Source organism: Erwinia typographi (assembly GCF_000773975.1).
Lineage (GTDB): Bacteria > Pseudomonadota > Gammaproteobacteria > Enterobacterales > Enterobacteriaceae > Erwinia > Erwinia typographi.
Genome location: NZ_JRUQ01000089.1, coordinates 1 through 14948, shown reverse-complemented (window position 1 = coordinate 14948; position 14948 = coordinate 1). Strand labels below are relative to the sequence as shown.

The following is a 14948-nucleotide window of genomic DNA, read 5'->3' as shown; positions in this document are numbered from 1 at the left end:
AATGACTGCAACCTTCACAAAAGTGTTATAAAACGGCGCGCGAGGCCGTGCTTTTTTCATAAAACTGTCATAAAACTGACGCATAATGACGCCGCAAATCCAGTGACATTCCGTCACAGTAGCAGGAGCAATAATGGCTAAGCGTATTCTGGTCGTCGAAGATGAAGCCCCAATCCGTGAGATGCTGTGTTTCGTTCTGGAGCAAAATGACTATCAACCGATAGAAGCGGAAGATTATGACAGTGCGGTCAATTTACTCATCGAACCCTGGCCTGATTTAATCCTGCTTGACTGGATGCTGCCCGGCGGCTCCGGCATTCAGTTTATCAAACACTTAAAGCGCGAAGCGATGACCCGCGATATTCCGGTGATGATGCTGACGGCGCGCGGCGAAGAAGAAGATCGCGTGCGCGGTCTGGAAGTGGGCGCCGATGATTATATTACCAAGCCTTTCTCGCCTAAAGAGCTGGTGGCGCGGATTAAAGCCGTGATGCGCCGCATTTCGCCAATGGCGGTGGAAGAGGTTATCGAGATGCAGGGACTGAGTCTGGACCCCTCATCGCACCGGGTAATGTCGGATACTCAGCCGCTGGAGATGGGGCCCACGGAATATAAGCTGCTGCACTTCTTTATGACTCACCCTGAACGGGTTTACAGCCGTGAACAGTTGCTTAATCATGTGTGGGGCACTAACGTGTACGTCGAAGATCGTACCGTTGATGTTCATATTCGCCGCTTGCGTAAAGCGCTGGAACTGACCGGGCACGATCGCATGGTGCAGACGGTTCGCGGAACAGGTTATCGTTTCTCTGCACGTTACTGATCGTTCGCACTGGAGTCTTTACCGTGTTGGAACGCCTCTCCTGGAAGAGATTGCTGTTTGAACTGGCGATCGGCTGCCTGCCTGCCCTGATTCTGGGCCTGCTGGTGGGCTACCTGCCCTGGCTACTGCTGGTGTCCGTGTTGGCCGTACTCGGCTGGCATTTCGTTAATTTACTCCGTTTATCCCACTGGCTGTGGATTGACCGCAGCATGACGCCGCCAGCCGGTCGCGGCAGTTGGGAACCGCTCTTTTACGGTCTTTATCAGATGCAGGCGAGGAATCGTCGTCGGCGACGCGAGCTGGGGCATCTGATTAAGCGCTTTCGCAGCGGGGCCGAGTCGCTGCCCGATGCCGTGGTGTTGACCACCGAAGAGGGGACGATTTTCTGGTGCAACGGCCTTGCTCAACGGCTGCTGGGGCTGCGCTGGCCGGAAGATAATGGGCAGAACATTCTCAACCTGCTGCGCTATCCGGAATTTACCCGCTATCTGCGCCAGCGCGACTTCACCCGTCCGCTGACCCTGGTGCTGAACGGCCATCGTCATCTTGAATTCCGCGTTATGTCCTACTCGGAAGGCCAGTGGCTGCTGGTGGCGCGCGACGTCACCCAGATGCATCAGTTGGAGGGCGCCCGGCGGAATTTCTTTGCCAACGTCAGCCACGAGCTTCGCACGCCGCTAACGGTGTTGCAGGGCTATCTGGAGATGATGGAAGAGTCTGAAATGAAGGGCGCGCGGCGTGATAAGGCGCTGCATACCATGCAGGAGCAGACCCGCCGGATGGATGGCCTCGTCAGGCAGTTGCTGACGCTTTCCCGTATTGAGGCTGCGCCGACGCTCGATCTGCACGAAAAAGTCGACGTGCCGATGATGCTCAAGCTGTTACAGGGGGAAGCCGAAACGCTGAGCCAGGGCAGGCACGAGATCCACTTTTCTACCGATGCGGGTCTGCGGGTCTTTGGTAACGATGAGCAGCTGCGCAGCGCGATCTCTAACCTGGTCTATAACTCGGTTAACCATACGCCGCCGGGCACGCGAATCGATATCAGCTGGCAGAGAACCCCACAGGGCGCGCTGTTTAAGGTGACGGATAACGGCCCGGGAATTCCTGCTGAGCATATTCCCCGGCTGACCGAGCGCTTCTATCGCGTGGATAAAGCCCGCTCCCGGCAAACCGGAGGAAGCGGTCTGGGGCTGGCGATTGTTAAACATGCGCTGAGCCACCATAACAGCCGCCTGGACATTACCAGCCTGCCCGGTAAAGAGACCTGTTTCAGCTTCCTGCTGGCGCCAGGGTTGATTGTCAACGGCGAGTTGGCACAGAATACGGTTCGATGATCGCACCGGATACTTCTGATGAATAAGCTGTTTCTGATCCTGCTGGCCTGCTTCAGCCTGATGGCTCAGGCCAGAGAGGGCATCCTGGCCGGTAACCTGACCAGCGTGGGATCGGACACGCTGGGCAATCTGATGGCGCTGTGGGGCGAGAGCTTTAACCGTCAGTATCCCGGCGTCAACGTGCAGGTGCAGGCGGCCGGTTCCTCCACCGCGCCGACGTCTCTGGCGGCAGGTGCCGCGCAAATTGGTGCGATGAGTCGCCCGATGCAGGCGGTTGAACGTCAGCTGTTTGAGGCGCATTACGGTTATCCTCCGCTCGCGGTCCCCGTCGCAATGGATGCGCTGGTGGTGGTGGTTCATCAGGATAACCCGTTGCCGGGGCTTGACGCGAAACAGCTCGACGCTATTTTTTCCGTTACCCGCCGCTGCGGGTCTTTCTCGTCCGTTGACCGTTGGGGCGAGCTGGGGCTAACGCAGCCTGGCTGGGCGCAACGTCCGCTACAGCGCTTTGGTCGCAACTCCGCTTCCGGTAGCTGGGGCTTTTTCAAGCAGCAGGCGTTGTGTAACGGCGATTTTCGTCATGATGTCGGGGAATATCCCGGCTCGGCCGCCGTGGTACAGGCCGTGGCGGCAACGCTGAACGCCATTGGCTATGCCAGCATGGGCACTCACCTCAGCGGGGTGAAAACGCTGCCGGTGTCCCGCGATGGTCAGCATTGGATCTCTCCTGACGCCACGAATATTCGCAACGGCAGCTATCCCTTTGCCCGAAAACTGTATCTGTACGTCAATAAGCCGCCGGGTAAGCCGCTGGAACCGCTGACCGCCGCTTTTCTTCATCATGTTCTATCCGCCGGGGGGCAGGCATCCGTCACCAGAGCGGGCTATCTGCCGCTGTCGGAAGATCAGCTCAGGCAGGCCCGGTTGCTGGTTGAAGATCGCTAACGTGAATATTTTTCAAGCCTGATGAATTTTCCTCGTTTGCGCCTGAATCTTTCTCATGACACTCTTCGTTCAGACATATAGACATCCAGAAGTCTAAAATAACGACAAGTGATAATTTCACCGCTAAATTATGCGCCCGGTGCGCATACCAGGAGTGATACAACATGCAAAGAGATTCAGCCCAGCTCCGTGCCGAAGTGGTCGGCAGCTTCCTTCGCCCTGCGGCCATCAAACAGGCGCGCGAGCAGTTGCAGAAAGGGGAGATTGATGCCTCAACCCTGCGTGGTATTGAAGATCAAGCCATTCGCGAAGTGGTTGCTCACCAGCGCGCCTGCGGCCTGAAAGTGGTGACCGACGGCGAATTCCGCCGCGCCTGGTGGCACTTTGACTTCTTCGACGGTCTGGAAGGCGTGGAGCGCTATGAATCTGAGCAGGGTATCCAGTTCAACGGCGTGCAGACCAAAGCGCACGGCATTCGCGTGATCGGTAAGCTGGGCTTCGGCAACCATCCTATGCTGGAACATTTCCGTTTTCTGCAAAGCATCAGCGGCGACGCCGTGGCGAAAATGACCATCCCAAGCCCAAGCGTCATGCACTTTCGCGGCGGTCGTAAAACCATCGATGCTAACGTCTACCCGGACATCAACGACTATTTTGACGATTTGGCGCAAGTGTACCGCGATGCGATCAAAGCCTTCTACGACGCTGGCTGCCGCTACCTGCAGTTGGATGACACCGTATGGGCCTATCTTTGTTCGGAAGATCAGAAAAGCCAGATCCGCGAGCGCGGTGACAATCCTGACGAGCTGGCGCACATTTATGCGCAGGTGCTGAATAAGGCTATTGAAGGCAAGCCGGACGATCTGACGATTGGTCTGCACGTATGTCGTGGCAACTTCCGCTCTACCTGGATTTCTGAAGGGGGCTATGAGCCGGTGGCTGAAATTCTGTTCGGTACGGTTAACATCGATGCTTTCTTCCTGGAGTATGATAACGAGCGTTCCGGCGGCTTCGAACCTCTGCGTTTTATCAAGCCGGGCAAACAGCAGGTGGTGCTGGGCCTGATCACCACTAAAAACGGCGAGCTGGAAAAGGCGGAAACGGTGAAAAAGCGTATCGCGGAAGCGTCCCGTTTCGTCAGCCTTGATCAAATATGCCTCAGCCCGCAGTGTGGATTTGCCTCTACGGAAGAGGGCAACAGCCTGACCGAAGAGCAGCAGTGGGCGAAACTGCGTCTGGTGGTCGATATCGCGAAAGACGTTTGGTAAAAAAAATCATATTGTGTAAAAGGCGTGAGAATTCGCGCCTTTTGTGCACGGGAAGCCCAGCTTTTGCAGTAATTACTCCCGTGCTGCTCAAATAAAATACAAATCATCTAGGGTATCCTGGCGATAAACTGAAGCGATAAGCTGGTTTAGTTGATTTATGTGGCATATCGTTCTGCTTTTTCGATCCTGCCTTGCCTTTCTCCGCTATAAACGGTTTACTTAGCCCCGTTTTACATTATCCCCCTGTAATAAGATAAAAATCAGCGCGAATCCGCTACCAGACCCCGCTCAGGACAGATAATTTCCCTGTATCGGTTTGAAAAACTGGCGTTTTTAGTGCAGGCAGGGCGATGAAGCTGACATCACGACTTTACTTAACACCGCACGGGCTCATTTTCTGCTTATGACAAATCGATTAACTTCCAAGGACATCCTTGCACTGGGCTTCATGACGTTTGCCCTGTTTGTAGGAGCTGGTAACATTATTTTCCCGCCAATGGTTGGCATTCAGTCAGGCGAGCATGTGTGGGTGGCCGCGCTGGGCTTTTTGATCACCGCTGTAGGCTTACCGGTGATCACCGTGATTGCTCTCGCACGCGTGGGCGGCGGCATTGATGCGCTGAGCAGCCCAATCGGCAAAGCCGCCGGTCTGGTGCTGGCTACCGTCTGTTATCTGGCCGTTGGCCCGCTGTTCGCCACGCCGCGCACCGCGACCGTCTCCTTTGAAGTGGGGCTTGCGCCGCTGATGGGTAACGGCACGCAGCCGCTGCTGATTTACAGCCTGGTCTACTTCACGCTGGTGATTGGCATCTCCCTTTATCCCGGCAAACTGCTGGATACCGTTGGGCACTTCCTCGCACCGCTGAAAATTGTTGCGTTGGCGATCCTCGGCGTGGCGGCGCTGCTCTGGCCTGCCGGTGGCCTGGCTCCGGCGACCGAAGCCTATCAGAATGCGGCTTTCTCCAGCGGTTTCGTTAACGGCTATCTGACGATGGATACCCTTGGCGCGCTGGTATTCGGCATCGTGATTGTCAATGCGGCCCGTTCGCGCGGCGTCAGCGAAGCTTCGCTGCTGACCCGTTACACCATTATTGCTGGTCTGATCGCCGGTATTGGTCTGACGCTGGTTTATCTGACCCTGTTCAAACTGGGCTCAGGCAGCGCGGCGATTGTCGATCAGAGCGCGAACGGCGCTTCGATTCTCCATGCTTACGTGCAGCAGACTTTCGGTGGCATGGGCAGCTTCTTCCTTGCCGCGCTGATCTTTGTTGCCTGTATAGTTACGGCGGTTGGCCTGACCTGTGCCTGTGCGGAGTTCTTCGAGCAGTATCTGCCGCTGACCTATCGCCAGCTGGTATTTATCCTGGGCCTGTTCTCGATGGTGGTGTCTAACCTTGGCCTCAGCCATCTGATTCAAATCTCTATTCCGGTACTGACGGCTATTTACCCGCCTTGTATTGTGCTGATCCTGCTGAGCTTTACCCTGAGCTGGTGGAACAAAAGCAGCCGTATTATCGCGCCAACCATGTTGATCAGCCTGCTGTTCGGTATTGTGGATGCGATCAAAACGACCGATCTTAAGGACTCGCTGCCTGCTTTTGTCGCACATCTGCCGCTGGCTGAGCAGGGCCTCGCCTGGCTGCCGCCGTCGCTGGCAATGCTGGCGCTGGTCGCCATTTACGATCGGACTCTGGGTCGCCAGCAGGTTAACGCGCATCAGCAGTAATTAATGTGATACCTTCTCCTGCCCGCTTCCGGCAGGAGAAGCTAAGATTGTGAATACTGAAACAAAGATGACAAAAAATACCCTCAAAAAGGGACTGAGTACCCGCCACATTCGCTTTATGGCACTGGGATCGGCAATCGGCACCGGGCTGTTTTATGGCTCCGCAGACGCGATGAAAATGGCCGGTCCGAGCGTGATCCTCGCCTACATTATCGGCGGCGCCATTGCGTATATCATCATGCGTGCGCTGGGCGAAATGTCGGTTAACAATCCTCAGGCCAGCTCTTTCTCGCGCTACGCGCAGGACTACCTCGGCCCGCTGGCGGGTTACATCACCGGCTGGACCTACTGTTTCGAAATCCTGATTGTGGCTATCGCCGACGTCACCGCCTTTGGTATCTATATGGGCGTGTGGTTTCCTGATGTGCCGCACTGGATCTGGGTGTTGAGCGTAGTGCTGATTATCGGCGCTATCAATATGGCCACGGTGAAGGTGTTTGGCGAGGTTGAGTTCTGGCTCTCTTTGTTCAAGGTCGCCACCATCATTATTATGATTGTGGCGGGCATCGGCATTATCTTCTGGGGCATCGGTAACGGCGGCCAGCCAACCGGTATCCACAACCTCTGGACCAACGGCGGGTTCTTCGCTCATGGCGTTATCGGCATGGTGCTGTCGCTCCAAATCGTGATGTTCGCCTATGGCGGCATTGAGATTATCGGCATCACTGCCGGAGAAGCGAAAGAGCCTGAGACCTCGATTCCGCAGGCGATTAACACCGTTCCTTTGCGCATCCTTGTCTTTTATGTCGGCACGCTGTTCGTCATTATGTCTATATTCCCGTGGAATCAGGTGGGCACCAACGGTAGCCCCTTCGTGCTGACCTTCCAGCATATGGGCATTGCGGCAGCCGCCGCGATCCTCAATTTTGTGGTGATCACCGCGTCGCTGTCGGCGATTAACAGCGACGTGTTTGGCGTTGGCCGAATGCTGCACGGTATGGCGGAGCAGGGACATGCTCCGGCGGCGTTCTCTACGGTTTCACGTCGCGGCATTCCGTGGGTGACCACGCTGGTGATGATGGCCGCGATGCTGATTGCCGTCTATCTCAATTACCTGATGCCGGAGAAAGTGTTTCTGGTGATTGCTTCGCTGGCGACGTTTGCCACCGTCTGGGTGTGGATTATGATCCTGTTTGCTCAGATTGGCTTTCGCCGCACGCTGAGTAAAGAGCAGGCGCAAGCGCTGAAGTTTGCCGTGCCGGGCGGAATTTTTACCGCAATCGTCGGCGTGCTGTGCCTGTTCTTTATCATCGGGCTGATCGGCTATTTCCCGGATACCCGGATATCGCTGTATGTCGGGATAGGCTGGCTGGTTGTGCTGCTGGTAAGCTGGCTGTTTGTGCGTAAGAAAACAGGCGCTAAGTAAGTTTTCTGCTTCTTGATCTGATTAGATAAAGTCGCCTGGGCGGGATAGGGCCGGATGACGTGAACTGCACACTCTTTCAGCGGTGGTTCACGTCATCCGGCCCTTTTTGCTATCAGAAGCGATAGCCAACGCCGATGTTGAAACCATTAACCGAATAGCTTTGGTCACCAAATTTCACACGCGTTCCTTCATACCCAAGATCAATCGCTATATTTTCGATTGGGTTGATCTGGATGCCTGCGCCATACATCAATGAGGTGGTGTTTCCGCTGTAATCATCTTTTTGGAAAGCCTCGCCTTTATACTTCCAGACTGCATTATCATCGGCTTTAGTATAATTAACGCCAACCAGACCATAGACGCTGATATAATTGTTTATTCTGTATGCCGGTCCTGCTGAGAGCGAGTAATATTTTACTTTAGAGTTGACATCAAGCGTTGCGTTGGTTCCCACATTTTCATTATCGTGATAATCCTCTTTACCCGTCATATAGGTTAAAGAACCGATAACGCTCAACGGTGAATCCCACTCGTAGCGATATTTCAGGTTAGCGCCTTTGATATCTTTGAAGTCCTGCATTTTGCTTTGCGCATAACCAAGCGTCACCGTATGGTTACTGGCACACGCTAAAGGAGAAAGTACCACTGAGGTCAGTAAAAGGGCGCTTATTGTTAATTTCATTACATCATCCTTAATGAATATAGATCTTGATAGTAAATAAAAAGTTAAGTTCACTGCTAAATAACATTTTTCTCCTTTTAGTTTAAAAGTGTGAGGGGGATTCTAACGAGTCAGAAGCGGATTAAACAGTGGCATGGAAGAATAAAGTGCAACGGAGATCACATAATTTGCAATTTTATTTTATAGTAACTATTCAAGTTATCTATTCCAGTAATTGTTTATAGAGCAAGATAATGATTTAGATATGCGCCAGAAAATAGAACAGAAGCACAGTGAACGGTTGTGCTTCTGTGAAAAGGAAAAATAAACTATTTTTTTTCTGTGCTAACAATCTTGGGAGCTGGTTATCCAGTTCAAGCAGGCAGGCATCCATATACGTTTGCGAAATCTGAGTGACTTTTTGATAGCCGTTCGCCCGCCATTCTTCCAGCGGCGCCGATTGTGGCGTTGGTGCGCATTCCGCTAGCATTCGCCCCTCCCGGTAAACCACCTTGCGCATTCTTACCGAGTGCGGCGTTGATTTCTTCAGGCGTCGCTCCGGCATGGGAACCCAGCGTTGAAACGGCCTGACCGTAACTGCTCAGGCCGCCCAGGTGGTTGTTCTCAGTTAAATTGGGATCAGAAGCGGTAGCCAAAGCCCAGGTTAAAACCATTTATTGCAATGCTTCTCTCGAATGTCGCATTGGTGCCCTCATAGCCGATATTGACGGATAAGTTCTCTGTCGGATTAACCACAAAACCAGCCCCATAAGCGAATGATGTTGCATTACTACTAAACGTTTCTGAATATTGAGTCGAATAGGTTGTTTTACCATCTACTTTTATCTGAGTCGCCCCGACAAGAGCATAAAGGCTGACATAATCATTAATGCGATAGGCGGGACCGGCCAGTAATGAGTAGTATTTCACATTCTCGTGGCCATCAAATCCGCTAATATCGCCATCAAAACCAGTTCGGTATGAATAGTCATGATCACCTTTCATGTAACTGAACGAGCCGATAACACTGACAGGCGAATCCCATTCATAACGATACTGCAAATTTATGCCGCGGATATTTTTAAAATCCTTGATTTTACTCTGTGCATAACCGACTGATACCGTGTGACTGTCAGCCAGTGCGGTGTTGCTGGCAAAAAGGCCACTGCAAAGTAATGCCGCCATCATGATTTTTGCTTTCATTAGCTATAATTCCTTTTTTAGATAATCCATTTCCCGCGTCCGAACGCAGGCGTTCACTACTACCTGAACCCGTAATACGCCGCAGGTAACGTCTGCTTTTCACTACGGTGATCGGGCCGGCATCTGTACAGGTATCTGGAGGATTTAATGCAGAAGGAGACATCCTGTTTCTGCAAATATACCTCCAGCCTTACCTGATTGTTCTGTTAAGCAGTACTTCCTGTTTTCGCTGCTGCTCCTTCTCCTTATCAAATATCGGCACCGGTTTGTTGTGCCGGGATCATTGGTTACTGCGGATCGGATGGGGGCGATTTACCTTTGTTCTCTCTCATTTTAGATAGAAGCCAAATGCCTATGCCTAACACCAAACCAATGGCCGCCCCTCTTTTTAATGAATCAGCCATATTGATTATCCATTCAAAATAAAAATAACCATTTTTAATCAAAAAGATGGTGGCTACACTGAGCCTAATGAAAAATAGTATTAAAGTAGTAAGCAAAAAAAATGAAATCATCAATTTGATAGCAAGTACGATGTCTTTCATTTGTTGCTCTCCAGCTGTTTTTGAACCTCAGAACCAGCTACTTCTGAAGCCCCTGTGCCAATCACAGCTCCTGCTAAATTAGCCGATTTATCTGGCATTATAGGCGATAAATTATTTCCGACCGAAATCAGTTTACTGCCAGCAGCACCTACCGCTGTACCAAAACCAGCACCCACCATAGCCGGGAGCACATCTTTCCCCTGCAACTTAGCGCCTGTATAAGCACCAGTAACACTTGCTACTTCAGTAAACCAAAATCCTTTACCCTGTGTTAATGCACTGACACCAGTAGCAATGAGCGCATCGGTGGCACTGAAAGAGGCGCCATTGTTCAACTGGTTAAACACGTTTGCGGAACCGCCTGTTGCTCCAGCACCAATAACGCTTCCCGCCGTTGCGGTAGCTGGTAGCAGGACAGGAGCCATAACCGTTGTCATACCCGCCCCCCAGGCGGTTAGCAGTCCGGTGACCGGATTCTGGTTTGCCGGTAAATCGCCTTTCGCATTTTTACTCAGCGCCGCGTTAATCTCTTCCGCTGCTGCGCCAGCCTCGATCATTAAAGAACCCAGCGATGCCGCTGCCTGGCCGTAACTGCCCAGTCCTCCAAGGTTATTGTTTTCCGAAGAGTTTTTACCCGCCTGTGCACCCGCCACCGCATCCGCCGTACTGTCACCCACAACGCCGCCTGCCAGTCCTGCCGCCAGTGTGGCCAGTGCGCTGATAGTCTGTTTCTGGTTCTCGGTCAGCTTGTCCCGGTCAACGCCTGGATACATCTGCTGGGCGATAAACTCACCGGTGGTCGCCCCTGCGGCGCCTGCCAGGGCGCTGTTGCTGTTTATCTGCGCCACCACCGCGCCCAGCACGGCATGGGCCATCAGGTTGGTTTCGGTGTTCACCTTGCCGGTTTTCGGGTCAGTGGTCATATTATGAATGATCTCCGCCAGACACGGGGCAGAACCGCTCGCAATGGCCTTCGCGATATCACCACCCGCCAGATCTTGCACCGCCAGCAAGGTGATTACCCACCAGATTCTCCGTTCCTGTTCCGCCCACTTCGCCATAGTCGACGCCCACATACAGCTCCTGCTGCGTCAGCGGGGTAGCCCAGGCAACATCGTTGCGCACAAACCAGCCGCGATCGGCATTCAGCGAACGCTCACCGTCAAAACCGCGCACCGACCAGCGGCTGCCGATGGCAAACTGATCCTGAGTGGTCAGGCGGGTGTTGCTGAACTGGCGTTGATACTGCACGTTGTAATGGAGCTTCTGCATCCCCAGCGCAAAAGGGATGTTCAGCCGGGCGGAAAGCTGCACAATTTTTGACAGTGCCGTCGCCTGGCCCTGGCTCTCCTCCGGTGCGGAAAGCGAGCCAAACCAGCGGGTGCCGCGCTGGTAGCTAATTCCGGCATCCAGCGTGGCTTGCGCAATATAATGACGATGCTGTAAACCTGCGCGCCAGGCCGAGGTGCGGCGTCGCTGCACCTCCACTTCCGTATCGTTGACGTAGTTCTTTGATTCTTTCGCCAGCACGTCATAGCTGAAGGTGGTTTTCTGACTGCCGGAACGGTGCAGAATGCGGCTGAGCTGAAAATCCAGATTCTCGCTCTTGCCGCTGTAGCGGTAGTCCTGATTCAGTCCGGCCACCAGTTGGTGATAGTCATAGCTGTTGACGGTCAGCCCGGCGGTCCACCAGCCGAACGGCAGCGAGTAGTGGCCGGTCAGGTTGCTGGTGCCCTTATCGTGATGTTTTTCCAGGCTGCTGCTGGCGGAGAGGTAGAACAGGTCGCTGAACGAAAACGGATTATCCAGCGAGAGCGTCAGACCGCCCTGATAGCGTCCGGTGCTGCGGGTGCCGGAGTCATCCAGCGACGCGCCGATGCGCCACCCTTTGCTTTGCTGCCAGCGCAGCAACACATCGCTTTCACCCGGCTGAGTTCCCGGCACAATTTCCATGCTGGCCTGGACGGTCGGCAGACGCTGCAGGTTTTCCAGACCCTGTTCGATATCGCGCAGATCGAGCAGCGCGCCTGCATGTACGGGAAAAGCGCCGTACAGCGAAAGATGCCGCCCGCTGTCCGGCGTCAGAGCGACATGACGCACTTTGCCGGGTATGACGACAAGTTTCAGCTGGCCGCTGTTGAGATCCTGAGCCGGGGCCAGCACGCGAGAGGTGATATAGCCACGATCGATCAGCTGGTTTTGCAGGGCGCTCATCAGCAGATTGATCCCTTTACCGCCCAGGCAGTGCCCGATAGCCTGGTCAGCCATCCGTTGCAGTGGCAGCCAGTGGGGCAGGGCATCATTGCCGCTCAGCATCACCTGTGATAGAGGGAAGCACGGTTTTTCATCGGGGAAGGATAAACGGCCAAAACCGGAAGAGGGCGGGGAAAGATGCACGTCCGGCGCCGGGGGATTCAGCTGGTGTTCCAGCGCTTTCTGGCGCTGCTGCTGCAAAATTAACGGCTCATTCACCTCAGCGGCATTTGCCGCTGGCAGTAGGCTGAGAAGAGGCAACAGGGTGCAAAAGACGGCATTCCGTTTCCGACGCCCTGAGCGGGCGTAGCATGACTTCATTGACTAATCCTTGTCAAAAAGTAATTTATTTAACCAGTTAGCTCGCGCGCTACGGTTTTAATCCGTGTTGAGATACCTGTAATATGTCTAAAAACATCCCTGAATGTGGGGTATTTATGCCCCAGAGAGCGAATGGTAAGGGACACTTCTTAATCTATCAACATAAATACCTGTTTTTTTCACCGCCATCCGTATTTGAGTTTGCTTTGTTAGTGGTCGGCAAGCGCTTTAATCTGTTGGTAAATCGCCGGATTGCCCAGCATCAGCGCATTGCCGCTGCTCAAGCCGTCACCGGCCAGAAAATCGTTACTGACGCCGCCAGCTTCCCTGACCAGTACCAGCCCCGCCAGCGCATCCCAGGCGTTCATATGCGGCTCGTAAAAACCAATCAGGCGGCCCGCGGCGACATAAGCGGTGGTTAACGCACCAGAGCCGCTGCGCACAAACATACCTCCCTGATCCAGCAGGGCCTGCACGAAGCCAGCAATGCGCCTGGGAGCGATGCGGGGGGAGTTGCTGATGCCTGTCATGCCTTCCTGCAGGCTGGCGCCCTGATGAACCTGCATCGGTACGTCGTTGAGCCAGGCGCCTTTGCCTTTACAGGCGTGAAACAGTTCCCGGTGATTGGGGTCGCAAATCACGCCGATGGAGGGTTCACCGTCAACGACCGCCGCAATCGCTACGCACCAGGTGTGCAGACCATTGAGAAAACAGCTTGTGCCGTCGATCGGATCAACTACCCACAGGCAGCGGGCGCTGGCCTGTGAACCGCCGCCTTCTTCGCCCAGAAAGCCATCATCGGGGAAGGCCGTTTGTAAGCGCGATCGGATCAGATCTTCTACTTCCCGATCGGCCCGGCTGACCAGATCCTGCATATTGCCCGCCTTGCGCTCAACCACCAGCTGCTGGCGTTGCTGATAAAAAGTCAGGGCAAAATCGGCGGCCGCCTGTGCGACCTCGCAGGCGAGCTGGTAACGTTGGGTAAGTGCTTCGGAGGTAAGGCTCATCGTTTTCTCTCGTCAGGATTTTGGATAGCTGACCGCCACGATCAGCGAAGGATCGATATTCTTCTCAATACGTTGCAGTGAGATGTCATAAGGACATAGCGTGCCCACCCTGGTGCTTTTGCAGCCGCTGAATCGCCATTCGGTAGTCAGCAGCGGGTTCGTCGCGCTGAGCGGCGTCAACTGGCGGAGCTGATCGAGGCTTTGTGCCTGGAAATAGACGCGAAGGTAGCGTTGCTGACTGTGATTATCACGCCAGCGCTCAAACACCAGGCTGCCGCCGGGCGGAAAGTTGCCGCGCGGGTAGTCGCCCTGCTGCCAGCTAAAGTTGAGCAGCGTGCGCAGGTAAGAGAGATTGATATCGCTGGCGACATACAGCAGCCAGCGGACGTCAGGCGGAGCCCCTTGCGGTTGCCCAGGCTGAAGCGCTTTGACAATTTGATCCAGTAATCTCGATCCCCCCCGGCGCGCGGCAGAAGGCAGATCGTTAGTGTAATCGTATTTTGCGGTGAGCAACGGCATCAGCCTGCCAACCTGCGCAGCGCTGCTGGCATGGCCGAAAGCCACGCGGCTCAGCGGCTGATTTTCACTCCAGGCCAGCCTGATGCTCTCCGCCATCGCGGCCAGCGTATCCAGTCCATCGATAGCCACGCCGCCTTTTGACCAGACGTGAAGTTTCCACGGACGATCGAAGGCGGGGCAGGGAAGGTTGGGCAGGCAAACCGCCTGTCTCAGGAGCGAGATCTGTGGCTGAAGGCGCTGCTGCGCCTGCGCCAGATTTCCACCCAGCGCGGCCAGCGCTTCCTGCTCACTGCGCGCTTTTTCTGCCTCGCTGGCTTTGCCGGGAGGGAGCGAGAAGAGCGGATCGTTTTTTTCCTGCGCATGAACGGGGACGCCGCAGCCGGGAAAAGCCGCTGCAGACCAGGCTGACGCCGTGGCCTGAGTGCGCTGGAGCGGGCTGGCCCGGAGATAAACGTCACCGACAGAGGGGCAGCCTGCTTTCAGCAGGCCAAGCTGGCGATAGCGCTGGCTTTCATAGCGGCCTTTCAGCCATACGGCCGTGTAGCCATGATTGGTCAGATTGCCATCTTCGGTCAGCCAGCGGGGCCACGGCTGCTGGCTACCGGCCTCAATCAGCTGACGATCTCCTGGCGTCGGAGGACGGACGCCATGGCGACTGACTTCCACCACTTTCTCCAGCGTGTACTGCGCGCCGCGTGCCTGGGCAAACGGACTGAGGCAACAAGCGGCCAGCAGGCTGAGCAGAAGAGAGGATCTTACGTTCATGTGATTCAATTGCCTCCGTCAGGTCCGGGGAGTCTGGCCTCACAGTGCCGACTATCCTGGCAGGAAGGCAATCACGCTGGCAATGCAGAAATAAAAAAAGGCCCGCCGAAGCGAGCCTTTTCAGAATCGGTGACCCGTCCTAAATAGCG

The 14948-nt window shown here is 54.6% G+C and carries 14 protein-coding genes; 6 read left to right on the top strand and 8 right to left on the bottom strand.

The genetic code is table 11. The features are described 5' to 3' along the window. Positions 1-133: 133 nt before the first annotated feature. The 6 genes from phoB (at position 134) to proY (ending at position 7525) form a co-directional block, all read left to right on the top strand. A complete protein-coding gene (gene phoB, locus NG99_RS24730; RefSeq protein ID WP_013200999.1) occupies positions 134-823 on the top strand; it encodes a phosphate response regulator transcription factor PhoB in 690 nt (229 codons plus the stop codon). A gap of 23 nt (positions 824-846) precedes the next feature. Further along, entirely contained in the window at positions 847-2160 is a 1314-nt protein-coding gene (gene phoR, locus NG99_RS24725; RefSeq protein WP_034898951.1) for a phosphate regulon sensor histidine kinase PhoR, read from the top strand. 18 nt (positions 2161-2178) lie between these two features. Beyond that, positions 2179-3105 carry a PstS family phosphate ABC transporter substrate-binding protein gene (locus NG99_RS24720; protein ID WP_034898949.1) on the top strand — a complete coding sequence of 309 codons (927 nt, stop codon included), beginning with the start codon at positions 2179-2181 and terminating at the stop codon, positions 3103-3105. Between the two features lie 164 nt (positions 3106-3269). Then, positions 3270-4373 carry a cobalamin-independent methionine synthase II family protein gene (locus NG99_RS24715; protein ID WP_034898946.1) on the top strand — a complete coding sequence of 368 codons (1104 nt, stop codon included), beginning with the start codon at positions 3270-3272 and terminating at the stop codon, positions 4371-4373. 403 nt (positions 4374-4776) lie between these two features. Further along, on the top strand, positions 4777-6099 hold the full coding sequence (gene brnQ / locus NG99_RS24710) for a branched-chain amino acid transport system II carrier protein (protein ID WP_034898944.1): 1323 nt from the start codon (positions 4777-4779) through the stop codon (positions 6097-6099). A 67-nt stretch (positions 6100-6166) separates the two neighbouring features. After that, positions 6167-7525, top strand: a complete 1359-nt coding sequence (proY, locus tag NG99_RS24705; protein ID WP_034898941.1) for a proline-specific permease ProY — start codon at positions 6167-6169, stop codon at positions 7523-7525. Positions 7526-7637: 112 nt separating this feature from the next. On the opposite strand, the gene NG99_RS24700 is transcribed toward proY, so the two are convergent. The 8 genes from NG99_RS24700 to NG99_RS24665 form a co-directional block, all read right to left on the bottom strand. Next, positions 7638-8207: an Ail/Lom family outer membrane beta-barrel protein gene (locus NG99_RS24700; RefSeq protein WP_034898938.1), complete on the bottom strand. Its 570-nt coding sequence runs from the start codon at positions 8205-8207 to the stop codon at positions 7638-7640. Between the two features lie 238 nt (positions 8208-8445). Beyond that, positions 8446-8676 (bottom strand): hypothetical protein, encoded by a 231-nt coding sequence (locus NG99_RS24695; RefSeq protein ID WP_034898937.1) that lies wholly within the window; start codon positions 8674-8676, stop codon positions 8446-8448. A gap of 149 nt (positions 8677-8825) precedes the next feature. Further along, positions 8826-9389: an Ail/Lom family outer membrane beta-barrel protein gene (locus NG99_RS24690; RefSeq protein WP_034898935.1), complete on the bottom strand. Its 564-nt coding sequence runs from the start codon at positions 9387-9389 to the stop codon at positions 8826-8828. Between the two features lie 287 nt (positions 9390-9676). Further along, positions 9677-9934 (bottom strand): hypothetical protein, encoded by a 258-nt coding sequence (locus NG99_RS24685; protein ID WP_034898933.1) that lies wholly within the window; start codon positions 9932-9934, stop codon positions 9677-9679. Next, the gene (locus NG99_RS30250) at positions 9931-10809 is read right to left on the bottom strand and encodes a VENN motif pre-toxin domain-containing protein (protein WP_269745695.1); all 879 of its coding nucleotides are present in this window, start codon (positions 10807-10809) and stop codon (positions 9931-9933) included. Before NG99_RS30250 ends, NG99_RS24685 begins: the two co-directional genes overlap by 4 nt. Before the next feature lie 106 nt (positions 10810-10915). Beyond that, positions 10916-12508 carry a ShlB/FhaC/HecB family hemolysin secretion/activation protein gene (locus tag NG99_RS24675; protein WP_084110631.1) on the bottom strand — a complete coding sequence of 531 codons (1593 nt, stop codon included), beginning with the start codon at positions 12506-12508 and terminating at the stop codon, positions 10916-10918. Positions 12509-12717: 209 nt separating this feature from the next. Then, positions 12718-13515 (bottom strand): inositol monophosphatase family protein, encoded by a 798-nt coding sequence (locus tag NG99_RS24670; protein ID WP_034898932.1) that lies wholly within the window; start codon positions 13513-13515, stop codon positions 12718-12720. A 12-nt stretch (positions 13516-13527) separates the two neighbouring features. Continuing rightward, positions 13528-14799: a histidine-type phosphatase gene (locus NG99_RS24665; RefSeq protein WP_034898930.1), complete on the bottom strand. Its 1272-nt coding sequence runs from the start codon at positions 14797-14799 to the stop codon at positions 13528-13530. Positions 14800-14948 lie beyond the last annotated feature (149 nt).